21 protein-coding genes are annotated in these 23475 nt (G+C 69.9%); 11 read left to right on the top strand and 10 right to left on the bottom strand.

Going from position 1 to position 23475, the window contains the following annotated elements; translation table 11 throughout:
- Positions 1–100: 100 nt before the first annotated feature.
- Positions 101–616, top strand: a complete 516-nt coding sequence (locus tag WMF17_RS36780; protein WP_437598047.1) for a hypothetical protein — start codon at positions 101–103, stop codon at positions 614–616.
- Positions 613–1095 carry a hypothetical protein gene (locus WMF17_RS36775; RefSeq protein WP_437598046.1) on the top strand — a complete coding sequence of 161 codons (483 nt, stop codon included), beginning with the start codon at positions 613–615 and terminating at the stop codon, positions 1093–1095. The genes WMF17_RS36780 and WMF17_RS36775 overlap by 4 nt, the downstream gene beginning before the upstream one ends.
- A 37-nt stretch (positions 1096–1132) precedes the next feature.
- On the opposite strand, the gene WMF17_RS36770 is transcribed toward WMF17_RS36775, so the two are convergent.
- On the bottom strand, positions 1133–2032 hold the full coding sequence (locus tag WMF17_RS36770) for a fumarylacetoacetate hydrolase family protein (protein ID WP_437598045.1): 900 nt from the start codon (positions 2030–2032) through the stop codon (positions 1133–1135).
- A gap of 448 nt (positions 2033–2480) precedes the next feature.
- Here WMF17_RS36770 and WMF17_RS36765 point away from each other — a divergent pair, with 448 nt between their 5' ends.
- Positions 2481–4166, top strand: coding sequence for a CTP synthase (locus tag WMF17_RS36765; protein WP_437598044.1), 1686 nt, complete (start codon positions 2481–2483; stop codon positions 4164–4166).
- Between the two features lie 161 nt (positions 4167–4327).
- On the opposite strand, the gene WMF17_RS36760 is transcribed toward WMF17_RS36765, so the two are convergent.
- Positions 4328–5290, bottom strand: a complete 963-nt coding sequence (locus WMF17_RS36760) for an acyl-CoA desaturase (protein ID WP_437598043.1) — start codon at positions 5288–5290, stop codon at positions 4328–4330.
- 130 nt (positions 5291–5420) lie between these two features.
- Positions 5421–6410, bottom strand: a complete 990-nt coding sequence (locus WMF17_RS36755) for a diacylglycerol/lipid kinase family protein (protein ID WP_437645700.1) — start codon at positions 6408–6410, stop codon at positions 5421–5423.
- A 95-nt stretch (positions 6411–6505) separates the two neighbouring features.
- On the opposite strand from WMF17_RS36755, the gene WMF17_RS36750 reads away from it, so the two are divergent.
- The gene (locus tag WMF17_RS36750; protein WP_437598040.1) at positions 6506–7828 is read left to right on the top strand and encodes a hypothetical protein; all 1323 of its coding nucleotides are present in this window, start codon (positions 6506–6508) and stop codon (positions 7826–7828) included.
- Positions 7829–7864: 36 nt separating this feature from the next.
- Here the strand turns inward: WMF17_RS36750 and WMF17_RS36745 are convergent, their stop codons facing one another.
- From WMF17_RS36745 to WMF17_RS36735, 3 genes are all read right to left on the bottom strand, one after another.
- Positions 7865–9736, bottom strand: a complete 1872-nt coding sequence (locus WMF17_RS36745) for a hypothetical protein (protein WP_437645698.1) — start codon at positions 9734–9736, stop codon at positions 7865–7867.
- Positions 9737–9811: 75 nt separating this feature from the next.
- Positions 9812–10339, bottom strand: coding sequence for a peroxiredoxin family protein (locus WMF17_RS36740; protein WP_437645696.1), 528 nt, complete (start codon positions 10337–10339; stop codon positions 9812–9814).
- Between the two features lie 151 nt (positions 10340–10490).
- Positions 10491–11018, bottom strand: coding sequence for a TlpA family protein disulfide reductase (locus WMF17_RS36735; RefSeq protein ID WP_437598037.1), 528 nt, complete (start codon positions 11016–11018; stop codon positions 10491–10493).
- A gap of 407 nt (positions 11019–11425) precedes the next feature.
- On the opposite strand from WMF17_RS36735, the gene WMF17_RS36730 reads away from it, so the two are divergent.
- From WMF17_RS36730 to WMF17_RS36720, 3 genes are all read left to right on the top strand, one after another.
- Positions 11426–12664 (top strand): hypothetical protein, encoded by a 1239-nt coding sequence (locus WMF17_RS36730; RefSeq protein ID WP_437645695.1) that lies wholly within the window; start codon positions 11426–11428, stop codon positions 12662–12664.
- 128 nt (positions 12665–12792) lie between these two features.
- On the top strand, positions 12793–13893 hold the full coding sequence (locus WMF17_RS36725; protein WP_437598035.1) for a P-loop NTPase: 1101 nt from the start codon (positions 12793–12795) through the stop codon (positions 13891–13893).
- A gap of 128 nt (positions 13894–14021) precedes the next feature.
- Positions 14022–16214, top strand: a complete 2193-nt coding sequence (locus tag WMF17_RS36720) for a S1 RNA-binding domain-containing protein (protein WP_437645693.1) — start codon at positions 14022–14024, stop codon at positions 16212–16214.
- Positions 16215–16288: 74 nt separating this feature from the next.
- On the opposite strand, the gene WMF17_RS36715 is transcribed toward WMF17_RS36720, so the two are convergent.
- From WMF17_RS36715 to WMF17_RS36700, 4 genes are read right to left on the bottom strand one after another with little or no spacing between them, the layout of a single operon-like run.
- A complete protein-coding gene (locus WMF17_RS36715; RefSeq protein WP_437598033.1) occupies positions 16289–17521 on the bottom strand; it encodes an ABC transporter permease in 1233 nt (410 codons plus the stop codon).
- Entirely contained in the window at positions 17518–18738 is a 1221-nt protein-coding gene (locus WMF17_RS36710) for an ABC transporter permease (RefSeq protein ID WP_437598032.1), read from the bottom strand. The genes WMF17_RS36715 and WMF17_RS36710 overlap by 4 nt, the downstream gene beginning before the upstream one ends.
- Entirely contained in the window at positions 18735–19532 is a 798-nt protein-coding gene (locus WMF17_RS36705) for an ABC transporter ATP-binding protein (protein ID WP_437598031.1), read from the bottom strand. Before WMF17_RS36705 ends, WMF17_RS36710 begins: the two co-directional genes overlap by 4 nt.
- A gap of 6 nt (positions 19533–19538) precedes the next feature.
- A complete protein-coding gene (locus tag WMF17_RS36700; RefSeq protein ID WP_437645691.1) occupies positions 19539–20759 on the bottom strand; it encodes an efflux RND transporter periplasmic adaptor subunit in 1221 nt (406 codons plus the stop codon).
- 291 nt (positions 20760–21050) lie between these two features.
- Between WMF17_RS36700 and WMF17_RS36695 the strand changes: the two genes are divergently transcribed.
- The 4 genes from WMF17_RS36695 to WMF17_RS36680 are packed head-to-tail and all read left to right on the top strand — an operon-like array spanning position 21051 to position 23395.
- Entirely contained in the window at positions 21051–21677 is a 627-nt protein-coding gene (locus WMF17_RS36695; RefSeq protein ID WP_437645689.1) for an FKBP-type peptidyl-prolyl cis-trans isomerase, read from the top strand.
- Between the two features lie 40 nt (positions 21678–21717).
- Positions 21718–21948, top strand: coding sequence for a hypothetical protein (locus WMF17_RS36690; RefSeq protein WP_437481196.1), 231 nt, complete (start codon positions 21718–21720; stop codon positions 21946–21948).
- The gene (locus tag WMF17_RS36685) at positions 21945–22247 is read left to right on the top strand and encodes a DUF1844 domain-containing protein (RefSeq protein WP_437598028.1); all 303 of its coding nucleotides are present in this window, start codon (positions 21945–21947) and stop codon (positions 22245–22247) included. Before WMF17_RS36690 ends, WMF17_RS36685 begins: the two co-directional genes overlap by 4 nt.
- Positions 22244–23395: a S1C family serine protease gene (locus tag WMF17_RS36680; RefSeq protein WP_437598027.1), complete on the top strand. Its 1152-nt coding sequence runs from the start codon at positions 22244–22246 to the stop codon at positions 23393–23395. The genes WMF17_RS36685 and WMF17_RS36680 overlap by 4 nt, the downstream gene beginning before the upstream one ends.
- Positions 23396–23475 lie beyond the last annotated feature (80 nt).

Genomic DNA, 23475 nt, shown 5'->3' with positions numbered 1-23475 from the left:
GCGATGCTTCTCGGTGCGCGCTCGGGGTTGTCCTTGTAAAGGAGAGCTTGCTACGGTGCGCGCAGGCACACCTTCACGTTCTGTTCGAAGGGAGGACTCCGTGTCCCAGCAGCATTCGACCCGCGCGCTCTTGCCGCTCATCATCCTCGCGGCGACGGCATGCTCCGGCGCCAAGCCCAAGCAGGCAGGGGAAGACTACAACTTCGACCAGGCAAACTCCGACCAGGCCGCACCGGCGGAGACGGGCAGCTCGGACGCCGCCGAGACGAGCGCGTCACCGGACGACGGCGGCGGGCTCAACGTCGACCAGAAGAAGCAGATGGAGATCGCGCTGCGGCGCGGGGGCGACAAGGCGGCGAACTGCGCCGAGGTCGTGCCCAGCGCGCCGACTGGCGAGGGCGAGGTCAAGGTCGTGTTCGACGGCCAGAAGGGGCGCGTGACCGACGTGCTGGTCGGGCCGCCCTTCGCCGGAACGCCTGCCGAATCTTGCGTCAAGCGTGCCTTCGTCGGAGAGATCGTGCTGCCGTTCGATGGCGAGCCGCTCGAGGTTCCGTACACGGTGAAGCTGCCGTCGAAGAAGTCCGGCTCCGCGCCCTCCAGCACGAAGACTCCATGAAGAGCTCCGCCCTCGCCGTCGCCGCCGTGCTCGCGTTGACCGCTGCTTCCGCCGACGCGGAGGAGCCAGCGGTACCTCCGCGGTATCCGCCGTCGTCAGCGCGCGCGAAGGTCATCGTCGGCGGGGCGGCCGTGACGGCCCTCGCCTATGGCGCGGCGTTCCTGGCCGCGTCCTCTTGGCCCGAGGTGCCCGGGTCGAGCGAGCTGAAGATCCCGATCGCGGGCCCCTGGCTCGCGCTCGCCAAGAACGACTGCGCCGCTGACGATCCGGACTGCGGAGCGAAGCTGTATCTGCGCGGGGCGCTCACCGTCGTCGGCGGGCTCGCGCAGCTCGCTGGCCTCGGCCTCGTCGCCGAGGGCGTCTTCATGACCACCGAGGCACGCTCGGCGCAGCCGGTGGAGCCCGCGGCGCTGACGGTGCGGCCGGCCCCGGTGATCACCGCGACCGGCGTGGGCCTCGGCGTCGTCGGTTCGTTCTGACCGCCGAGGGCCACGCGCGGCGATGCGCCGGCGCCGCTCACCCGCGGCGCCATGGCAACGGAGCGGGGCCGCGGACCGGCTTGCCGGTCAGTCGTCCGATGCGCTCGATCATCAGCTCCACGCTGGCGCCGTACGGCACCTGCCGGCCGGCGCTCCCGCCGAAGACCCGGCCTGCTCCGACCACGTCGCCTGCGCGCAGCTCGATGTGGTTGCTGATGTACGCGACCGATTCGATCAGCGAGAAGGCCCACTCGCCGACGCGAGAGCAGGGGAGCGCCTCGGCGCCAACGCGGACCTGGGTCCGCAGCTCCGCGACCGGGCCGAGCTCGTCGGGCGTGACGAGCACCGGGCCGAGCTGCGTCGCGAAATCCTTCGCTTCTGAAGGCGGCAACCCGCCCGCCAGCGATCGCGCCTCCAGGCCGCGCGCGGTCCAGTCGTTCAGCACGGTGTAGCCGGCGATCGCGCGCTCCACTTCCTCCGGCGTGGCGCGCCGAAGATCCTCGCAGAGGAGCGCCGCCAGGTTCAGCTCGTAGTCGGGGTCGTCCTCGAGCGCGGGGAAGGGGATCGCTGCATCCTGTCCAAGCAGCGCGCGGCTGTTGCCGAACCGATACCAGGGGCGCTCTGCGCCGTGCGCGTAAGGCCCGAGCTGGATGTACGCCGCGCGGTCGGTGGCGCAGGGAGGCAGCCACAGGACGGTGGCCGGTTGCAGCTGCGTCGACGAGGGGCGATCTCCGCTGAGGAGCCGGTCGTCCAGCGCGTGGAGACCGGCACAACGGAGCGCCACGACGCGGGTGTGAAAGTCCGAGACGCCGCGGATGTCAGCGAGCTTCGTCCCGAAGTGGCGCTCGAGCTCCGCGACGTCGTAGAGCGCACCGTCCCGTTCCAGCGCGACGACCTGGGTGGACGTCGCCAGCTGGAGCACGTGGGCGATTCTCATGGCGTGGCCAGGTCGCGGAGCGCTGGCGGAGCGTACCATCCCGGTCCGCCGAAGCCTCGGGCGGCTGGAGCTCCCGCTCCCGCGGCCGCGGTCGGGCCCGATCCCGAGGGGCCCAGGCCTTCTTGGGAGATCGGATTGCCCTTTGCATTGACGCGCTGGGAGAGCGGCCTAGAATGCCGGCGGATTCAGAGCGGCATCACGTCGCGCAGGCTTGCCTCGGGCCCGTCCGGTTGCAGACGGGCTCGCACGGCAGGTCAGGTTCTGTTGCCGGTGCGGGATTCCCCCTCGCGGGGTTTCCTCCGGCTTCGGTTCTGTTGACGGAGCCGTGCGGCTTGTAAGCCGGGCAAGGCATTTGCCGTGGACAGCCGAGCCTCGTCGGCGCTCACCTTTGAGCGCCGATCGAGGAACTGGTTACAGGCGCGCACACGGCGCAGCGGAGCGATGGGTCATGAGCAAGCGGACCAAGTTCGTCTTCGTCACAGGCGGAGTCGTATCGTCGATCGGCAAGGGACTGGCTGCGGCGTCGATCGGGGCGCTGATGGAGTCCCGTGGGTTGAAGGTCACCCACCTCAAGCTGGACCCGTACATCAATGTCGATCCCGGCACGATGTCGCCCTACCAGCACGGCGAGGTCTTCGTCACGGACGACGGCGCGGAGACCGATCTGGATCTGGGGCACTACGAGCGCTTCACGCTCGCCCGGATGACGAGGCAGAACAACTTCACCACGGGCCGCGTCTACGAGGCGGTCATCTCGAAAGAGCGTCGCGGCGAGTATCTCGGGGCGACGGTGCAGGTGATCCCGCACGTCACGGACGAGATCAAGCTGCGCATCCGCTCCGCCGCGGACGGGGCCGATGTGGCGATCGTGGAGGTCGGCGGCACCGTGGGCGACATCGAGTCGCTCCCGTTCATCGAGGCGATCCGCCAGCTCAAGGTGGAGTCGGGCGCGCAGAACGCCATCTCGGTGCACGTCACGCTCGTGCCGTTCATCGCGACGGCGGGCGAGCTGAAGACGAAGCCCACGCAGCACTCGGTGAAGGAGATGCGCGAGATCGGCATCCAGCCGGACATCCTCATCTGTCGTTGCGATCGACCGCTCCCGCGCAGCATGAAGGAGAAGATCTCCCTCTTCTCGAACGTTGCGGTCGATTGCGTGATCGCGGCCGTCGACGTCGACTGCATCTACGAACTCCCGCTGGTCCTCCACGCCGAGGGGATCGACGAGAAGATCACCGAGCTGCTCAACATCTGGGCGAGGCAGCCGGATCTTTCATCCTGGCAGCGCATCGTCGAGCGGTTCAAGAAGCCGTCCCGCGGCATCGTGAAGATCGGCGTCGTCGGCAAGTATGTGCACCTGCGCGACTCCTACAAGTCGCTGCACGAGGCGCTCGTCCACGGCGGGCTCCACAACGACGTGCGGGTCGAGCTCGAGTACATCGACTCCGAGCAGATCGAGGCGCGCGGTGCGCCCGAGCTGCTCTCGAACCTCGACGCGATCCTCGTGCCCGGCGGCTTCGGCGATCGCGGGACCGAGGGAAAGATCGAGGCCATCCGTTACGCGCGCGAGGAGAAGATCCCGTTCTTCGGGATCTGCCTCGGCATGCAGCTCGCGGTCGTCGAGTTCGCGCGGCACGTCTGCGGCATGGCGGGAGCGAACTCCGTGGAGTTCGATCGTAACGCCGCCTACCCGGTGATCGATCTGATGCCCGACCAGAAGGGGGTCGTCGAGAAGGGCGGGACGATGCGTCTCGGCGCGTACCCGTGCGTGCTCGACAAGGGCTCGGTCGCTGCGGAGGCATACGGGCAGACGAGCATCAGCGAGCGGCACCGGCACCGGTACGAGGTGGCCAACAAGTACCGCGAAGCGATGGTGCAGAAGGGGCTCGTGCTCTCCGGGACGTCGCCCGACCAGCGGCTCGTCGAGATGGTCGAGCTGCGCGAGCACCCGTACTTCGTGGGCTGTCAGTTCCACCCCGAGTTCAAGAGTCGCCCCCAAAGCGCGCACCCGCTCTTCGCTCGGTTCGTCCGCGCCGGCCTGGAGCGACAGCGCGAGCGCAACAAGGCCGAGAAGCCGAAGCCCGGCGATTCCGCCACCGCTCACAGCCAGCAAGCTGCTTCGTCCGTGAACTAGCGGCTCCACCGGGGAGCCCTGACGGATCTCTGGCCGCCACGTCGGCGGCGGGATGCATGGGCCGGCTCAGGTTATCGAGCGGGCTGCCGCGAGCGCTGACGGACGAAAGCTGACCAGCGGCCTTCGTCCGTCAGCGGTTCGATGCCGAACGGGGAGGGCGGTCAGACGTCGCCGAGGCTCGGCCGGCCCAGAGGCGGGGCGTCGAGCGGCTCGACCGGCGCGGCGTGAGGGGCGAGAAGCGGCGAGCGCTCGCCGACCTCCTTGATCAGGTTCCGCTGGAGCACGTGCGCCGGCGCCGTCCTGAGGTCCCAGATCAGGCCGAGCTTCTCCATCCCGCGCAGGATGTAGAAGCTGACGTCGACCTCCCACCAGAAGAAGCCCTGGTTCGCGCTGCTCATGTAGTGATGGTGGTTGTTGTGCCAGCCCTCGCCGAGCGTGATCAGCGCGAGCCAGAAATTGTTGCGGCTCGTGTCGGTCGTCGCGTAACGCCGCGAGCCAAACACGTGCGCGAGGGAGTTGATCGTGAACGTGCCGTGCATGAGCGCGCACGTCGACACGACGTAGCCCCACAGGAACGCATCGTAGCCGCCCACCGCGACGAGCAGCGCCATCATGCCGAGCGGCCCGATCACATGGTAGCGGTCCAGCCAGCGGAGCTCAGGGAAGCCCGCGAAATCAGGGATCCGCTTGAGGTCGAGCTCCTCGTGCTCGCGGCCGAGCCACCAGCCGAGGTGCGCGTACCAGAACCCCCTGCGGAGCGGGCTGTGAACGTCGCGCTCGGTGTCCGAGTACTTGTGATGGACGCGGTGCGTTCCCCCCCACCACAGCGGGCCCTTCTGGGTCGCGGTGGTCCCGAGCAGCGCGAGCAGGAACTGGAGGCCACGGCTCGTCTTGTAGCTCCGGTGCGAGAAGTACCGGTGGTAGACCGCCGTGATAGCGAACATCCGGATGAAGTACGTGGCCGCAGCGAGCGCCGCGAGCTTCCAGGTGGCGCCTCGCATGATGGCGACCACGGTGCCCACGTGGATCGCGACGATCCCGAGCACGTTGAAGAGCTGGCCGAGACCCGGGCCAGACTTCGGTACGACGACTCGTGTAGGGCTCGATGCAGGGGCGTGCGTCATGGTTTCCAAGGTGCATGGAGCATCGAGCACGCCGGTCACTGGGCTTCACGACACTGGTCATGATTCCGTCACGCGACGCAGCGCCCGGCGCCTGACGGAGCGGGCGCACGCCACCGGCGAGCGCGCGGCCTCAGGGGCGCAGGGGCAAGACGTCGATGGACGGCCCGGCGGAGATCCGGATCTCGCTCGCCCGGAGGGGATCTCCGTCGAGGATATAGGGACCGTCGCCGGGAGACGTCGCGCCGGGCGCGGCGTCGAACCGGACCGTGAAATCGCGGACGAGATCGTCGAAGTGATCCCTGCCGCCGATCCTCCGGCCCGCAACGACGAGCGGGGCGCGCGGGCCCAGCTCTCGGGGGGGCAGCGCGCTGGCGACGAGGTGCGGGCGCTCGAGATCCTCACCGGCCCGGTAGGTGACCCGCATGTGGATGCCGAGATCGCGCACCGCGGACGAGCAGATCAGCGACCAGGCGCGCGGGGCGAGCTGCCGTCCTTCCACGTCGATCGTGCAGGGCAACGGGTCGAGCACGCGCCGCGCATACGAGCCGCCGTAGAAGGACTCGATGAACACCCGCGCCACGATGCGTGCAGCGGCGCCGTATCCGTCCCCTCCGCGCTCGTAGTAGACATCGAAGAAGCTGGCCACGAGCCCGGTGCCGAAGATGAAGCCGATGCGCTCCTCGACTCCGCCGCGCGTCGTCGCTCGCGCGCGCAAGGTGGGCCGACGGACGGTCCCACGGAGGGCGGCGCCGTCGTGGCGGCCGCGAGCTTCGTGGATGATCCGCTCGAGGAGCGCAGCCGGATCGCCCGCCATGCCCCAGTTCCGCGCGACGGTCGCCACGGTTCCGCCTGGCAGCAGGACGAGGGGCGGCAAGGAGCTCTCGCCGAAGGCGCGAGCGAGCGCCGTGACCCCCGCCATGAAGCTGCCGTCGCCGCCGGAGAGCGCGACGAGATCCGTGCCCCGCTGCGCGATCCGATCGCAGACCTCCTCGAGCTCCGCGATGTTCGAGGTCAGATGGAGCTTCGCCGCGCTAGCGCAAGCGGCCGACATGCGGTCGATGAGCGAAGGCCTCGCCCGGTACCGGCGCGCCGTGGTGTTGACGATGACGTCGATACGCATGGTGCCGGGAGGTGAGCGCCGTATAGAACGGATTCCCCGGCTGGTCGAGCCGAAGGGGCTTCGAGCGCGCACTTCGGCGCGGTAAGAGGCGCCTCATGCACCGCGTGCTCTCCGGGTCGATCCTCGCCGGCCTCCTCTCGCTCGCCGCGGTCATCGGCTGCGCGAGCTCGGCCTCGATACGCGCGGCCGAGGCGGGCAGGTTCGACGATCTGCGCCGCGCGCTGAACGACGATCTGCGCCGCGGCGCGCTGGACAGCGACGCCGCACGCGCGATCGCCCGTGCGGTCGCCGAGGGGGAGATCGCGCGCGCGACGCCGCCGTCCGGGGTCGATCTTTTGCGCGAGATCCGGACCTGCGCGCGCCCCCTGGAGGACGCGCTCGCCGAGCGCGCGGCGGGCTCGGACGCGGTCACGACAGCCGCGGCGATGATCCTCCTCGAGGCAGGGATCACCGATCCAGAGCGCGTGAAGCTGTACGCAAACGATGCGGCGGCGGGAAGGTCCCCTGGCAAGAACGCGGCGCTCCGCGCGCTGGAGACGCGAGCCCTCGTCGCAGCCGCGGACGGCGCGGTGCGCCGCTCGCGGATGCTCGACGGAGATCAGGAGGTGCGCGTCTCGGCGCTTCGCGCCGCGATCGCAGCGGCGGACCCGAGCGACCGGGGCGCGCTGCTCGAAGCGGCGCGGCTCGACCCGTACCCGCTCGCGCGGACGCTCGCGATCCGCGCCGCCGGCGCGCTCGGCGGTCGGGAGGTCGTGCTGGCGTTACGGGATATCTGGACCCTCTCGGATGAACCCGGGCGTGAAGCGATCGCCGAGGCGTGGGCGGCGCCGCGCGCCCTCGGCGACGGCGGCCGCGCGCAGCTCCTCTGGGCGATCTCCACCGAGCGCGGCGCCCCGGCGATCGCCGCGGCGCGCGCGCTGGTGCGCGTGGGCGGCGATGGCGCCGGGGAAGCGGTCTCCGTGCTCATCGGCGCCATCCGCGCCAGTCAGAGCAGGGATCGCGTCTACGCCATCCTCTCCGCGCCGCTCGAGGACCCCGCGGTGCGAGCCGCGCTCCTCGAAGCGAAGGACGATCCGGACCACGCCGTGGCCTTCGCCGTCCACGCCCGCCACGTCGATGCTCCGCCGGACACCGTCGCAGCGCGCGAGCGCTCCGCGGCGGTCGCGTGGCTGATGAAGCTCGCCTCGGGCACGTCGACGCGCGCGGTGCTCGCGCGGGGAGCTCTCGCCCGTGCAGGCGTGCGCGCGGCCGTGCCGCTCCTGGAGCGCGATCTCCGATCCCGGGAGATCCCGGTGCGGGAGGCGGCGGCGACCGGCCTGGTCGAGCTCGGCGAGAGCCCTCGCGCTGCCTTGCTCCTCGCCGACGCCGTGCCTCAGGTCAGGATCTCTGTGGCCTGCGCCATCCTCGGCGCGTCCTGAGCGGCGCCGGCCCCGGCCCGACGAGCGCCCGGCCGCTCAGAACCGCGAGACGAGCTCGAGCCGCGCACCCTCGAACGGCGGGAAGGTCCGGCACACACCGGAGACGCAGCGCAGGCCACCGCGCCGCTGGCCGACGAAGAGCTGCGCCGTGTCGACGATCTGAGCGAGCGTCGTCCTCTTTGAGCCGGACTTCCATTGCAGCCCCCCGCTGAAGAGGTGGCAGAGCTCGCCGTCCTTGCCGGGCTCGCAACCAGGTACGGATGTGTATTCGTGACCGAAAATTGCAGCCAGGTGGGGCGACCACTGGAGCGCGAGGTAGTTGTCCCCTTCGATCCAGGACGACTCGAAATTCTCTGGCCTGTAGCGGCGGCGGCTGTTGCCCTGCGCCTGGATGGAAAATGCTCCGGCGAGGTGCTTCACGATGTCGTAGCGGACGTAGCCCTCGCTGTAGAAAGCGCGCTCCGAATCGGCCTCGTCGGATTGCCGAGCTCCGGCCCACGCGCGCACGTGCGAGCGGCTGTTATCGAAGTGGAGCTCGGTGCCTGCCGCTACGTCCCACGTGTCGGTGCGGTTTGCGTCGTCCGTGATGCATTCCTCGTTCGCCTTCTCCGTGAAGCTCACGTAATGACCGACCCAGGCGTACAGGGACGCTCTCCGGTTGAAGCGGTAGTCGACGCGCCCGCGCCCGCCTGTCGCGCAGACATTCGGCGCTCCGATCGGCTCGACATAGACGGGCTCCGCCGTGGGAGGTTGGTTGTACGCGAGGCCCTTGTACTCGGGCGCGCTGAAGCCGGGGTTCAGCACATCGGCATCGATGCTGGCCGAGAGCGGTAAGAAGCGGCGATAGTGCTTCCCTTCGAGCGACACGGCGAGCGGCCCGCTGCGGGCGTTCGCCGCCGCGTAGATCGCATAGCCTGACCGGATGCGCCGGCCCTCTTCCGTTCGGCCCGGCTGGCCGGCCACCTCGACATACACGTCCCCGTGCTCCGCGATCGAGGGAACGCCGATCGAGCCGCTGAACGTGCCGATCTCGCCGCGGAGGAGCGCTCCGTTCGCGGCGAGCTGCACGCCCTTCACCCCTACCTCCAGGCTTCCGCCGAGCACGGTGTCCTCGACGTAGCTCGGCCGCGCCTCCGCGACGTTCTTGACGGTGCGCGGATTCCCCTGCGCGTCCAACGTCGACTCGTCCGTGATCAGGTTGCCCGCGCTCTCCGCGTCGGGGAACCCGAAGAAGAGGGGCGACCCGGCGCCGTGCAGCCTCCTGCCGCTCGCGCTGTCGATGCGCAGCGGGTTCAGCTGCCCGGCGAAGGCCATGGCCTTGAGCCGGAGGAGCGTGAAATCGTGCTCGAGCGCGAGCCTGCCACCTCGGACCGTCGTGTCGATGGCCAGCTCGTCCATCTTGCGCACGCTGAAGACCAGGCCGCGCCCGAGCTGGGCGTAAAAATCGCCTGCCGTGGCCTCGATGCCTGGCTGCGTGTAGGTCACCCAGAGCTTCGCCGGATAGACCGTGTTCCGGTACCGCGAGTGGAGCTCCCGCCTGGCGTCGTTGATCTCGAACAAGACCTCATCGTTCAGAATCTTCTGCTGCAGGTCGGCGCTGGTCGCCGATGGCGCGCCGACATAGAGGGCGGCATCGATCCGGGCGCCGAGCTGAAGACGCCACCAGCTGATCTGCGCGTCCAGCCGGTCGAGGATCTCGCCGTAGTGGTCGTCGAGGTAGCGCGACGCGTAGCGGGGATCGTCGTTCCGGTTGTCGAAGTGGTACACCGCGGCCGCGGTGTTCACGACGTCCACCGCCATCGGTTTGCCGCCGACGTTCGGGAGATCGATCGCCGCCGCGGGGCCGGCGGCGAGGAGGAGGGACGCTGCGGGCAGACAGGGAAGGGCGGCTTGGAGCAGGGAGCGCACCTCGCGTTCCTACCATGGACCTATCGCCTGTGGAGCGTCGTCGCGGCGCGGCGCCGAGCGCGAGTCCCTCCGTTCCTACGGTTGGCCGAGCGCCTTCTCGACCTGCTCGGTGAGCATCGCCTCGTCGCCGGGCTGGTACCCGCCGCGCTTGTGAAGAATCGAGCCGTCTCGGCCGATGAGCACGGAGAACGGGAGCTCGCGCTTCGGATTGTACTTGGCGGCCACGGTCGTCTCCTCGTCGAGGAGCACGGGGAAGATCATCTCCCTATCGTGCGCCGTGCTGCTCACCTGCGCGCGGGACTCCGGTCCATCGAGGGACACGGCGAGCACGACGAACCCCTTGTCCCTGTGCTTCTTGTAGAGCTCGACGATGTGGGGCATCTCCGCCAGGCACGGATCGCAGGTGGTCGACCAGAAGTCGATCAATACGACGCTCTTGCCGGCGTAGTCCGAGAGCCTGACTGTCTTGCCGTCGAGGGCGGGGAGCGAGAAGTCCGGTGCAGGGCTCGCCGCCGGGCCGCCGGAGGCTGCTCCGCACGCGGTGGTCGCGAGGCCAAGGACAGTGAACACCAGCGAGAGCGCGCAGCGGGTAGTTCGGTTCATCGAGGGTTTCCGTCGCGAATGGGCCAGCCTGAGCGGCCGACCCGGCATGAGGGCTTAACGTCGCGGACGCCAGGAGCGGCGCCCTGGCAGATTCTCCCGCGCGGGCGTGCCGACCGCGGTGGCTCGGCGATGCGCCCGCGCGGCGGCTCGTTCAGATCTCGCCGTTCATGATCCTCTCGAAGGTTCGCCAGAAACGGCTGTCCTCCGCGGGCACGCCGGCGACGACCTCGACGATGGTCATGTCCTTCGTCTTGACCAGCATGTTCGCCGGGAACGCATCGGCCTGGAAGAGCGCGCCGAGCTTGTATGACGGGTCGATCGCCGACGGGTACTGCACGTCGTACTGGGTCGTCCAGCGGTACAGGTCGCGCGCCACGGCCGGCTCGCCCGGGTTCCTCCCGTCAGCGAGCTGGACCAGGAACTCGCCGCCCAGCGGTTGATACTGCTCGTAAAGCCGGGGCAGGACGGACTCCGCCTCGACTTTGCAGGGGTGGCACCACACGGACGAGACGTCGATCAGCAGCACCTTCGGCTTCGGCTCGCCAGCGCCGTAAGGCGAGCCCTCGGGAAAGACCTCCTCCCCGGACGGGTTGTAGAAGTCGGCGAGCTGAATCGGCTGCATCGTGTCGTTGTGTTCGGCGGCGTTGGCGTATCCGACGAACTGATAGTTCGCGATCACCCGGCCGGGGCTGATCCCATACGGCCCAGCCGGATATTGAGCCGCGTTGGCCGCAGGTTGACCCGTCCCGTCAGGAAAAGGAGGAGCCGGAATGGGATCCTCTCCTGCGCAGCCGACGAGCCCCAGGGTTGCTACGACGCCAAGGCCCATCCAAACGAGAACTGCGTCCATTCGCATGATGCCACCGCCTGAAGTATGGTGTAGGAGTGCTCATTCTTCTGGGCGGCACGGGGGGCGTCAAGGGCAACCTTGTCGCCGTCGCCGCTTCGCTCGGGGGCTCGTTTCCGCAATCTCCGGCCAGGCCCCCGGTGCCTGCCCCGATCCGCGGGTGTTTCCCGCGCTGAGGTCCTATGCAGCAGGTCGTATCCTCTCGCAGCGCCCGTCTCCGTCGTCTCCACGCGTTCCTGATGCTGGGCTGCCTGGCGAGCGCGGCGGCCCTCGCGAGCGGCGCCTGCTCGTCATCGGACACGCCGCGGGACGAATGTTTCGGGGGGGTGATCATCAACGGCGTCTGCGAAGGCAAGTGCGAGCCGGAACTCTGCCTCCCGGGCAACACCTGCGTCGGCAACCGCTGCGTGCTCAAGTGCAGCAGCCACCTTGAATGCACCCCGGGTCTCCAGGACTGTATGCCCGCCGAGGAGGACGACACGAAAGTCGAAATTTCCATTTGTAAGCCAAACGGAAAAATAGTGGGCTTCGGTGCGTCATGTCCGTTCGGTCTCGAGTGCGGCCAGTTCGGGCGCTGCCCCGATGATACGCCGTGCAACCTGATGCAGTGCAACGGTAAACCCGACGAGTGCCAGCGCGACATAGCGGTGTGCGGCGACGATCCCGCCTGCTCCGCCGGCAAGTGCAGCGACGGCAGCTACTGCTTCATCCCGACCTGCTCCCCCGACCAGTGCACCTCGCTCGGCCTGGAGTGCCTCGGCAAGGGAGAGGGCGACGCCGAGGCGTACTGCTCGCAGCCGCATTGTGCGAGCAACGCAGACTGCCCCGGCGGCTTCGAGTGCGCCGTGACCCGCGACCCTCGCGCGATCTGCGGCACGGAGAAGGGGAATAGCAGCTTCTGCGGCGAGACCGACGAAGGATGCGTCGACCCCGCCATGTTCGGCGACGGCAACACCTATGTCGAGGGCTCGCTGTGCCTGCTGCGCAGCACCTGCGTCAAGCGCACGCAGTGCGCGCTGTGCAGCTCCGATCTCGACTGCTCGCTCGTCTCAGGGCAGCGCTGCGTCACGATCGGCGGCGAGAGCCGGTGCGCCAGGTCCTGCAGCACGGACACCGACTGCGACCTCGACTACAGGTGCGAGGACGGCGCGTGCACGCCGCGGTTCGGCGCCTGCGTCGGGCAGGGCAACTTCTGTGAGCCGTGCCGCAACGACATCGACTGCGGCGACCAAGACTCCACGATGGGGTGCACCACCACGCTGCGTGGCCAGCGGGTGTGCATCGACGCGGCGCTCCCCATCCGGTGCACCGCGGAGAACGCGGCCGACGTCTGCCCGAAGTCGCCCAGCGGGCTCCCCGGTGCGTGCGTGTGCGTCGAGGTGAACTCGAGCCAGGTGTGCGTGGACTCGCGGTGCTATCTGCCGTCGCGCCAGCTCGACCCAGGCGACCAGGCTTCCGTGGTCACCTCCTGCTGGTGAGGGAAGCGGCCGGGCGCCGGGACGGCCGGTGCCCCGCGCGAGGCGAGGCGAGACGAAACCGAGCGGCCGCGAGCGTGCCGCGCTCGCCGGTTGACGGGAATCCCGAGCGGTCCTAACTCCTCCGCCCCATGCCCATCACGAAGGATGCCGCCCTCGCCGCGCTGGCAAAGGTCATCGCGCCGGATCTCCAGCGCCCTCTCACAGACCTCGGGCGCGTCCGGGAGCTCTCGGTCGAGGGCGAGGCGGTCTCGCTCACCGTCGAGCTGACCAGCTACTTCAAGCAGCGGCTCGCTGCGGACATCGAGGCGGCGCTGAAGGGCGCCGGCGCGAAGGACGTCCGGATCGCGTGGGACATCGCCATCCCGACGCGCACCATCCTCCAGGACGACCCGTCTCCGGGCGTGCGCAACATCGTCCTCGTGATGAGCGGCAAGGGTGGCGTCGGCAAGAGCACGGTCGCCGCCAACCTGACGCTGGCGCTGAGCCGCGAGGGGGCCAAGGTCGGCCTCCTCGACGCGGACATGTACGGGCCGAGCGTCCCGACCATGCTCGGCGTGATGGGCCGCCCGACCTCCGCCGATGGCCAGAAGTTCCTGCCGCTCGAGCGCTTCGGTGTGAAGCTCATGTCGATCGGCTTCCTGCTGGAGGATCCGAGGTCGGCCGTCGTCTGGCGCGGACCGATGCTCCAGAACGCCCTGATCCAGTTCATGCGCGACGTGGAGTGGGGTGAGCTCGACTACCTTGTGCTGGACCTACCGCCCGGGACCGGTGACATCGCGCTGACGATCTCCCAGAAGATGAGGACCACGGGCGCGATCGTCGTGACGACGCCGCAGGAGGTGGCCCTCCAGGACGTGTACAAATCGGTCTCGATGGCCCAGAAGGTCGGGATCGCCCTGCTCGGCGTGGTCGAGAACGAGAGCTACTTCGTGTGCGACGGGTGCAGCAAGCGGCACGAGCTCTTCGGCGCCGGCGGCGGGCAGAAGATCGCCGAGTTCGCCGAGGCGCCGCTGCTCGGTCAGATCCCGATGGATCCGGCCATCCGGGAGTGGGGCGACGCCGGCACGCCGGTCGTTCAGGCTGCTCCGGGCAGCCCGATCGCGCGCGCGTTCGTGGATGTGGCCGAGCGGCTGGCCGGCCAGATGAGCGCCCACAACCTCGCGAGCGGGGGCAGCCTGCGCATCGATCGGAGCGGGGGAACGAACAAGCACCTGCCCATCATGCGGTAGGCCCTCGCGTAAACGTCCCGGGTACGTTATGGTTCCGGCCCCTTCCCCCCCATTGAACCGAGGGGGCCGCTGGAGAGAACGCGAACACGTTTCGCCCCCATCGGCATGCGTTGTCGCGCGAGGCGCGGATGAATACCCACGAAAATACCACCACGCCGGCGGACGCGCCGGCAGCTCCGGCCGACCAGGGCGGCCAGCTCGAGTCGTCAAATGCTGCGCCCGAGCAAGCAGCGAACGCTGCGCCCGAGCAAGCAGCGAACGCTGCGCCCGAGCAAGCAGCGAACGCTGCGCCCGAGCAAGCAGCGAACGCTGCGCCCGAGCAAGCAGCGAACGCTGCGCCCGAGCAAGCAGCCCAGGCGCATGAAGGGGAGCTCACCGTCCCCTCCGAGGCGAGCGATGCGTCGGGCGGCGAAACTTCGCCGCAGGCGGGCTCGACCCAGATCGAGGCAGCACCGGTCGCAGCGGTACCCGCCGCCGCACCGGTGAGCGCCGCCGCCGACGACGACGACTGGGAAGAGCAGCCCGGCGACAACATTGGCAACCGCGTCCCCGGCCTGCCGCGGGATGATATCGGCAACCGTAAGCCCGGGTCCCCCCCGGGCAGGCGGAACCCGCCGGCGGCCGCGAAGCCCGCGCAAACGGCGAAGCCCGCGCAAGCCGCGAAGCCTGCGCTGGCGGGCGAAGCCGGCGCGACCGCGCAGGCGGAGGGGGGCGCAGGAAAGAAGCGCCGCCGTCGCCGCCGACGCAAGGGCGCGGAGGAGGCCGGTCCGCCGGGCGCCGAGGCGGCCGACGTCGCCACCGACGCCGGCGACGCAGACCCGTCCGACGCTGCATCCGATGCTGCAGAGGACGAGGGCGAGGAGGAGCAGGCGGCCGACGAGGCGGGAGGGCAGCCCCAGCCCGGAGGCGAGAAGCGCAAGCGGCGCAAGGGGCAGGGGGCGCCGCCGCCGCGCGATCGCCCGGCCTTCAGCATCGGCGAGGAAGTGTTTGGCAAGGTCAGCAAAATCACTGACCACGCCATCTGGATCGACATCGCCGGGAAGGCCACGGGTCTGTTCGACCGTCGCGAAATCCTCGATGAAGAGCCTCCCATCGAGGGCGATCAGTTCATCGCGACGGTGGCGAGCACCGGCGTGCGCGGTGGCATGCTCCTCCTGTCGAGGGCGTCGGTGCAGCTCGACCAGGCGCGCGCGCACGCCGAGGCGGCGCTCCAGAGCGGCGAGCCGATCGAAGGGTTCGTGACCGGGGCGGTGAAGGGCGGGCTCGAGGTCGACCTCAGCGGCCTTCGCGCCTTCGCGCCGGCATCGCACGTCGATCTGCGCCACGGCGCCGACCTCAACTACCTCGTGGGCCAGCGGCTCGACTTCATCGTGACGCAGTTCGCGAAGAAGGGGCGCGACATCGTCGTGTCCCGCCGCAAAATGCTCGAGGAGGAGAGCCGGAGGGCGCGCACCGAGGCGCTCACGTCGATCGAACCGGGCTCGCTGCACAAGGGCGTGGTGCGCAAGGTCGTCGCGTGGGGCGTCTTCGTCGCGCTCCCCGACGCCGGCGGCGTCGAGGGGTTGGTCCACATGAGCGAGGCGAGCCACGACCGCGGCGCCAAGCTGATGGACCTGTTCAAGCCCGGCGCGGAGATCGACGTGAAGGTCGTGCGCGTCGACGACAAGGGCAAGCTCTGGCTGAGCCGCAAGGCCGCCACGGTCGATCCGTGGGACGCGGTGAAGGACAAGTACGCGGTCGGCACGCGCCACAAGGGCAAGATCGCCCGCCTGCAGCCGTTCGGCGCGTTCATCGAGCTCGAGCCGGGCATCGATGGGCTCGTTCATACGGCCGACCTCTCGATGAAGCCGATCCAGCACCCGAACGAGGTGGTGAACGTTGGCGACGAGGTCGACGTGGTCGTCGCGAGCTGCGACGCCGCGGGTCGGCGGATCGGGCTCCACCCCGCCCCGCCCGAGGGCGAGGAGAGCGAGCCGCGCCAGCGCGTGCAGCAGGGCAAGGCGGTGAAGGTGGCCGTCACGCAGGTGACCGAAGGGGGGCTCGTCGTCCGGGTGCTCGGCGCGACGGGGCGAGCGGCCCGCGGCTTCATCCCGGCCGGCCACACCGGCACGCAGCGCGGCACCGACCTGCGCAAGGAGTTCCCCATCGGGGCCCAGTTCGATGCGAAGATCATCGAGGTGGATCCGCGCCGGGGAGAGGCCAAGCTGTCGATCCGCGCCCTCAAGGAAGACGCCGAGAAGCACGCGTACCAGCAGTACCGCGCTGGCGTCGCGCGCGAGGCCAAGTTCGGCACGTTCGCCGACCTCATGAAGAAGAGCTGAGCCCGGGAGGCGCGCGCCGCTTCGCGGCCGCGCCTCCTCCTCCCTCCGGCCGCCGCGGGCCGGAGGGGCTCGCGCTACTCGCGCCCGAGCGCGTTCACCGGATCCATGCGCGCGGCCCGTCGCGCGGGGAAGAACCCGAAGACGATCCCGATCGCCGTGCTCACCCCGAGCGCGACGCCGAGCGCCGCCGGCTCGAGCTTCATCGGCCAGCCGAGGGCGCTGGAGAACCCGAGGATGACGCCGTACCCGAGCGCGCTGCCGACGATGCCGCCCAGCGTGGCGAGCACGAGCGCCTCGAGCAGGAACTGCAGCAGGATGTCGATCTCCCGGGCGCCGATGGCCATCCGGATGCCGATCTCCCGGGTGCGCTCGGTGACCGACACCAGCATGATGTTCATGACGCCGATGCCGCCGACGACGAGCGACACCGCCGCGATGCTGACGAGCAGCACCGAGAGCACCGCGAAGATCGCGTCCTGCATGGCCTGGAACTCCGCCTGGCTCCGGACGGCGAAGTCGTCCTCCTCGTTCTCGCCGATGCGGTGCCGCTGGCGGAGGATCGCCTCGGCCTGCAGCTTGGCGCGCTCGGATGTCTCCGCGGACGTCGCGCTCAGCAGGATCGCGTGCACTTCCCCGGGCCGCGTGGCGACGACGTGCGACCGCATCGTGGTGATGGGCATCAGCACGATGTCGTCCTGGCTCTGCCCGAAGGGCGACGCCCCCTTCTCCTCGAGCACCCCGAGCACACGGTAGACCTGGCGGCCGATCCGCACCCTCCGGCCGACCGGATCGAGCGCTCCGAACAGATCGCGCGCGGTCTGGGCGCCGATGACGACGACCTTCTCCGAGAGGTTCTCCGAGGCGGCGCTCCACGGCTCTCCTTGCGCCACCCTCCAGCTCCGGATCTCGAAGTAGTTGAGGCGCGTGCCGATGAGCGTCGGGCTCGCGTTCTGGCCCTCGTAGATGACCTGAGCGCTCGATCGCAGGAACGGCGCCACGATCCGGATGCTCGTCGACTCGCGCACAAGCGCCTGGCCGTCGAGCTCCGAGAGCCGGGCGCCGGTGGTGCTGCGGACGCCCGAGGCGCGCGCGGAGCGCGCGAAGACGATGAGCGAGTTGGAGCCGAGGTTCGAGATCTGCGCGTTGACGTTGGCGCGCGCGCCGCTCGCCAGCGCGGTGACGGTGACCACGGCCGCGACGCCGATCGTGATCCCGAGGATCGTGAGCCCCGCGCGGAGCTTGTTCCGGCGGACGGCGCGCAGCGCGATCACGATCGCCGACAGGACGCGGGTGAGCGTCGCGCTCATTCGTGCCTCAGGGCGGTGATGGGATCCTGGCGCGCGGCGCGGCGCGCCGGGAAGAACCCGAAGACGACCCCGATCGTCGCGCTCGTCCCCACGGCGATGACGACCGCGCTGACCGGCAACGTCATGTTCCAGCCGAGCGCCGCGGCGAGGACCTCGATCACGACGAGCCCCGCGCCGAGCCCCATGACGCCGCCGATGAGCGACAGGGTGATGGCCTCGACCAGGAACTGGACCAGGATGTCGCCCTCGGAGGCGCCGATCGCCATGCGGATGCCGATCTCACGCGTCCGCTCGGTGACGCTGACCAGCATGATGTTCATGACGCCGATCCCGCCGACGAGGAGCGACACCGCGGCGATCGACGACAGGAGCATCGTCAAGGTGTCCAGGATCCGCTCCTGGGACGCCCGGAACTCCGCCTGCGTGCGGATCACGAAATCGGGCTCGGCGTCCGGCGCGATCTCGTGGCGCTGCCGGAGGATCCTGTCGATCTGCTCCACCGCCCGATCGACGGTCCGCTCGCTGGTCGCGGCGGCGACGAGCATCTGCACCTTGCCCGGTGCGCTCGGTACGACGCGCGACCGGAAGCTGCCGATCGGCATGAGCAGCCGGTCGTCCTGGTCCTCGCCGAACGGGGATTGCCCCTTCTTCTCGAGCACCCCGATCACCCGGAACGGGTGCTTGCCGATCCGGATGTACTGCCCCACGGCCTCGCCCGAGCCGAACAGGTCCTCCCGGACGGTCTCGCCGATCACGCAGACCTTCGTCTTGAGCTGCTCGTCCACCTCGGTCCAGCCGTCGCCCGTGGCGACGCGGTACGAGAGGATCGAGAGGTAGCTCCGCGTCACGCCCATGACCTGGGTCGCGACGTTGGCCTCTCCGGCCACGATCTGCATCGAGGTCGAGCTGAACGGGCTCAGCGCGGCCACGCTTGTCGACTCCTTCAAGATCGCGAGGCCGTCGGCCTCCGACATCCGCACGCTCTCGCGGCGCCTCAGCCCGGAGGCCTGCGTCGACTGCGGGAAGATGTAGATCGAGCTCGCACCCAGGCCAGAGATCTCGCCCATGATGCGGTTGCGTACGCCCGTCCCGAGCGCCACCACGATCACGACGGCCGCGACCCCGATCAGGATGCCGAGCACCGTCAGGGCGGCGCGGAGCTTCGAGCGGACGATGGCGCGCAGCGCGAGCCGGACGGCGGCGAGGTAGCCGCTCACGGTGCCTGCTCGTCGCCCTCCGCCCCGGAGGGCGGCAGCGCGGCCAGGGCCACCGCCGCGTCGACGGGGCGCTCGTTCCTGAGATCGCTGCGGACCTCGCCGTCGCGCATCGTGATCACGCGGCTCGCGCAGGCGGCGATGTCCGGCTCGTGCGTCACGAGGACGATGGTGATCCCGCCCCGGTTGAGCCGCTGCAGGAGCCCGAGCACCTCGTAGCTCGTGCGGGTGTCGAGGTTGCCGGTGGGCTCGTCGGCGAGGAGCAGCGGCGGGGAGGTGACGAGCGCCCGCGCGATGGCGACGCGCTGCTGCTGGCCGCCCGAGAGCTGGTTCGGCGTGTGGTGCAGGCGATCGGCCAGCCCCACCGCGCCGAGCGCCTCGAGCGCGCGCCTGCGCCGCTCCGCCACGCCGACGCCCCGGTAGACGAGCGGCAACTCCACGTTCTCGAGCGCCGTGGTGCGCGGCAGCAGGTTGAAGCCCTGAAAGACGAACCCGATAAGGCGGTTCCTCACGATCGCGCGCGCGTCGTTGCTGCGTCGGGTGACGTCGAGCCCGTCCAGCCGGTATGTGCCCCGGGTCGGCCGATCCAGGCACCCGACGATGTTCATCAGGGTGCTCTTCCCCGAGCCGCTCTGTCCGACGATCGCGACGAAATCGCCGTGCTGGATGGTCAGATCCACATGGCGAAGCGCCCTCACGACGACGGCCTCGGTCGTGTAGTCCTTGCCGACGCTCGCGAGCTCGATGAGCGGCTCGTCTCGGAGCACCGCGGCGACGCCCTGGCTCTGCGGGAGCATCACGCCTCAGAACAGCCGGGGGCCGCGCCCCCTGCCGCCCGATGACGGACTGTCGTTCTCATCGGTGACGACCTTGACCGGCCCGAGATCGGTCATGAGCGCGGTGAAGATGCCGTCGGTGATCCCGATGTCGACGACGCGCGGCTCGATCTTCTCCGCGCCCGGCGCGGCGTCGGTCAGCACGTAGACGCGGCCCTTCTTCGGCGGGAGCGGCTCGAGGGGTGGCGCCTTGATCTCCTTGCCGTCCTTGTCCCGCTCCGGGGCCGGCTTGAACCGGAGCGCCGCGTTCGGCAGCCGCCGCACCCCCCTGGCCTCGGCGGACCGGATGCTCACCGTGGCGGTCATCCCCGGCCGCAGCTTGACGTCGGGGTTGTCGACCTCGACCACCGCCGCGTACGTCACGACGCCGGACTGGTTGAGCGGGCTGTAGCGCACCTGGCTCACCGTCCCCCGGAACGTCTCGCCCGGGAACGCGTCGACGCTGACGTCCGCCTCCATGCCCTCGCGGAGCCGACCGACGTCCGCCTCGTCGATGTCGGCGAGCACGCGCATCTTGCGCAGATCCTGGGCGATCACGAAGAGCGTGGGCGCCTGGAAGCTCGCCGCCACGGTCTGCCCGGGATCGATCGCGCGGCTGATGACGACCCCGTCGATGGGCGAGAAGATGCGCGTGTACTGGAGGTTCGTCGTGGAGGAGCGGAGCACCGCCCTGAGCTGCGCCACCTGCGCCTTCGCGGCCGCGAGGTCTGCGAGCGCGACGTCGTAGGCGCCTTGCGCCGTGTCCAGATCGGCCTGCGAGCCCACCCCCTCCGCGACCATCTTCTTCGCGCGGTCGAGCCGCTGCTTGGCGGTCCCCAGCGAGGCCTCGGAGCGCACGACGCTCGCGCTGGCCGCCTCGACCTGCGCCTGGTTCGAGTCGATCTGCGCACCGAAGAGCGTCGGATCGATCTCGGCCAGCACGTCGCCGGCCTTCACGATGCTGTTGAAATCCACGTAAACCTTGGTGATTCTCCCCGAGACCTGCGCGCCGACCTGCACCTCGGTGAGCGGCTTGACCTGCCCCGTCGACTGCACCTCCTCGAACACGTCGCCCGTGGTGATGTCGCCCGTGACGTAGCGCGGCGGCGGCGGCGGCGCCGTCCGGATCCTCCACACGACGATCGCCGCGACGAGCGCGGCGATCGTCGCGAGGACGCCGAGCCGTCCGAGCCAGCGCTTCGTGCCCACCCGGGAGAGCTCCTGCTCCAGGCTCTCCCTCCCGCGCCCGGGAGGCGGTCCACCTGCGCGCGGGCCCCGGTCCGCCGGGGCGCCGTGCGGCGGAGGCGCTGCCGAGGCCGGTCGTGCCCCGCCCGGCGGCTCACCGGGGCGGACGCGCTCCGCTTCCGGGCTGGCCTGCGCAGCAGGGGCCGACGCGTCGAGAGGGTCGCGACCGGTCGCCCGAGCTATGGAATCCGCCATCGGACATCCTCATAGCATGCCGCCATGCACGCGCGGCTCGCTTGAAACCGCGGAACCGCCATGGCAGACCAACCGCCGCCTATGGAGTCGCTGCCCATCGCAACGGACACGGTCGTCACGCTGTCCTACGTCCTCTTCAACCAAAACGGCGATGCGGTGGACCAGGCGTCGACCGCGGAGCCGCTCGTCTACGTGCACGGCTACGCCCAGATCGTGCCCGGCCTGGAGCGCGCCCTGGAGGGGCTGCGCGCCGGCGAGCAGCGCGAGATCACCGTCGAGCCGGCCGATGCGTTCGGCGAGCGCGAGGACGCCGGCGTCTTCGAGGTCGACAAGGCCGACTTCCCCGAGGCGGGCGAGGTCGAGGTCGGCGACGAGTTCGTCGCCCAGGGGCCGGACGGCGAGCCGGTCGCGCTCCGGGTCGTCGACATCCTCCCCGACGGCTTCCGGGTCGACACGAACCACCCCCTGGCCGGCCAGAAGGTGCGCTTTCAGGTCCAGGTCAGCGACGTGCGCGCCGCCAGCGAGGAAGAGATCGCAGAGGCCCAGGCCGAGCTGGAGGAGCGCATCGAGGAGTCCGAGAGCGGGGGGTGCTGCGATCACGATCACGACCATGATCATGAGCACGGTCACCCTCACGAGCACGCGGATGCAGACGTGCTCGTGACGCTCTCGAAGAAGTCGTCATAAGCCCACCGCGAACGGGTGGGTTGTTCGAGGAGATCACATCATGACCGTAGGTGAGAAGGGCAAGCTGACGGAGCTGCAGCTTGATCGTCGGGTGCGCGAGCGCCTCCTGGCGAGCGGGACGCTCAGCGCCGCGACCATCGAGGCGCACCTCGCGAGCTTGCCGGATCAAGAGGAGCAAACCGAGTCGATCATCGTCGATCAACCGGCGCTCGGCGCGTCAGCGCACGGGTCGCGGGTCGAACCCGAGCTCGACGACGAAGGGTCAGAGTGAGCGACGCGCACGATCAAGAGGAGCTCCCTCCGCTCGGGAGCTCCCCGGAGCTGCCGACGCTCGACTTCTCGACGTTCGTGCTGTCGATCATCGGCTCCGCGTACGTGCACCTCGGCGACGCGCCCAGCCCTGAGGGCAGGGAAGAGCAGAACCTGGTCCTGGCGCATCAGGACATCGACCTCCTCTCCCTGCTCCAGGAGAAGACCAAGGGGAACCTCACGGGTGACGAGGAGCGCCTGATCGAGCAGGCGCTCTACGATCTGCGGATGCGCTACCTCGAGGTCTCGAAACGCTCGTGATCGCCGGCGCCAGGGCTCTTTCCTGGGTCCTCCTCGCCTGCCTGATCGCCGCGTGCAACAAGGCCTCCCCCGGCCACTCTTCCGGCGCGAGCAGCTCCGCCGTTCCCTCGGGCGCCGTGCCGGTGGCGAACCTCCCTCCGCCTCCACCCGCGCCGCCCCCTCCGTCCATCGTCCGCTCCGAGGGCATGCCCGGCTCCTTCGCGCCGCTCGCGCGCAGGGCCGATCCGGCGGTCGCCACGGTCAAGGCCCGGGTCGAGCGACAGCAGCACCCGGGCGGCCGCCGCCGCACGGTCGCCGAGGGGCTCGGGACCGCCTTCGTCTACGATCCCGAGGGCTTTCTGCTGACGAACAACCACGTCATCGAGGGCGCGACCGACATCCTCGTGAGCTTCGTCGACGGCCGCGACATCAAGGCGACCGTCGTCGGCCGCGACAAGCACACGGACGTCGCCGTGCTGAAGGTCGAGGAGCAGGGGCTCCAGTCGCTTCCGCTGGGCGACTCGGACATCATGGAGGTCGGCGACTGGGTGGTCGCGATCGGCAACCCCTTCGGCCTCTCCCACACGGTCTCGGCGGGCATCCTCTCGGCCAAGGGGCGCACCCGGGACGACGTGAAGGGGCTCGATCCGAGCGGCTACTTCAATTTCCTCCAGACGGACGCGAGCATCAACCCGGGCAACTCCGGCGGCCCGCTCCTGAACCTCAAGGGCGAGGTGGTCGGCATCAACGCGGCCGTGCGCGCCAACGCGAACAACATCGGGTTCGCGATCCCGATCAACATGGTGCGGCAGCTCCTGCCGATGCTGCTGCGCGACGGGAAGATCCGGCGGAGCCAGGTCGGGGTGATCGTCGACGTGCTCAACTCGATCGAGGCGGGGCGGCTCAAGCGGCCCGATCGAAAGGGGGCGTGGGTGAAGACCGTGGTGCCGGGGGGGCCCGCGGACCGGGCTGGCATTGCGCCGGATGACGTGATCGTCGGCTTCGAGGGACAGCCGATTTCCGACCCGAACGAGCTTCGGTGGATGGCGAGCATCGCCGGCGTGAGCAAGGTCGTTACGCTCCGCGTTGCGCGGCTCGAGCGGGTCTTCGATGTGCGCCTCACGCTCGGCGAGCTCCCCGAGCTCAACGAAGAGCCCGATGAGCCGTGAGCCGGGTGACCCCGGCCTTCTGCCCGGCACGCCCGCCGGCCGCGTGCCCGGCCAGTCTGCCTGCCGCGCGACGTTCCTTG

It is taken from the genome of Sorangium sp. So ce362 (genome assembly GCF_051519845.1).
In the GTDB taxonomy this organism is placed as follows: domain Bacteria; phylum Myxococcota_A; class Polyangia; order Polyangiales; family Polyangiaceae; genus Sorangium.
The sequence above is the reverse complement of the archived record's forward strand: the minus strand, read 5'-3'. Positions and strand labels throughout refer to the sequence as shown.

Excerpts from the sequence above, each read along its gene's own strand:
- WMF17_RS36730 (WP_437645695.1), top strand. The coding sequence starts at position 11,426 with ATGCTGGGCTGCCTGGCGAGCGCGGCGGCCCTCGCGAGCGGCGCCTGC.
- WMF17_RS36720 (WP_437645693.1), top strand. The coding sequence starts at position 14,022 with ATGAATACCCACGAAAATACCACCACGCCGGCGGACGCGCCGGCAGCT.
- WMF17_RS36765 (WP_437598044.1), top strand. The coding sequence starts at position 2,481 with ATGAGCAAGCGGACCAAGTTCGTCTTCGTCACAGGCGGAGTCGTATCG.
- WMF17_RS36755 (WP_437645700.1), bottom strand. The coding sequence starts at position 6,410 with ATGCGTATCGACGTCATCGTCAACACCACGGCGCGCCGGTACCGGGCG.
- WMF17_RS36760 (WP_437598043.1), bottom strand. The coding sequence starts at position 5,290 with ATGACGCACGCCCCTGCATCGAGCCCTACACGAGTCGTCGTACCGAAG.
- WMF17_RS36775 (WP_437598046.1), top strand. The coding sequence starts at position 613 with ATGAAGAGCTCCGCCCTCGCCGTCGCCGCCGTGCTCGCGTTGACCGCT.
- WMF17_RS36690 (WP_437481196.1), top strand. The coding sequence starts at position 21,718 with ATGACCGTAGGTGAGAAGGGCAAGCTGACGGAGCTGCAGCTTGATCGT.
- WMF17_RS36725 (WP_437598035.1), top strand. The coding sequence starts at position 12,793 with ATGCCCATCACGAAGGATGCCGCCCTCGCCGCGCTGGCAAAGGTCATC.
- WMF17_RS36715 (WP_437598033.1), bottom strand. The coding sequence starts at position 17,521 with ATGAGCGCGACGCTCACCCGCGTCCTGTCGGCGATCGTGATCGCGCTG.
- WMF17_RS36770 (WP_437598045.1), bottom strand. The coding sequence starts at position 2,032 with ATGAGAATCGCCCACGTGCTCCAGCTGGCGACGTCCACCCAGGTCGTC.
- WMF17_RS36705 (WP_437598031.1), bottom strand. The coding sequence starts at position 19,532 with ATGCTCCCGCAGAGCCAGGGCGTCGCCGCGGTGCTCCGAGACGAGCCG.
- WMF17_RS36750 (WP_437598040.1), top strand. The coding sequence starts at position 6,506 with ATGCACCGCGTGCTCTCCGGGTCGATCCTCGCCGGCCTCCTCTCGCTC.
- WMF17_RS36740 (WP_437645696.1), bottom strand. The coding sequence starts at position 10,339 with ATGAACCGAACTACCCGCTGCGCGCTCTCGCTGGTGTTCACTGTCCTT.
- WMF17_RS36695 (WP_437645689.1), top strand. The coding sequence starts at position 21,051 with ATGGCAGACCAACCGCCGCCTATGGAGTCGCTGCCCATCGCAACGGAC.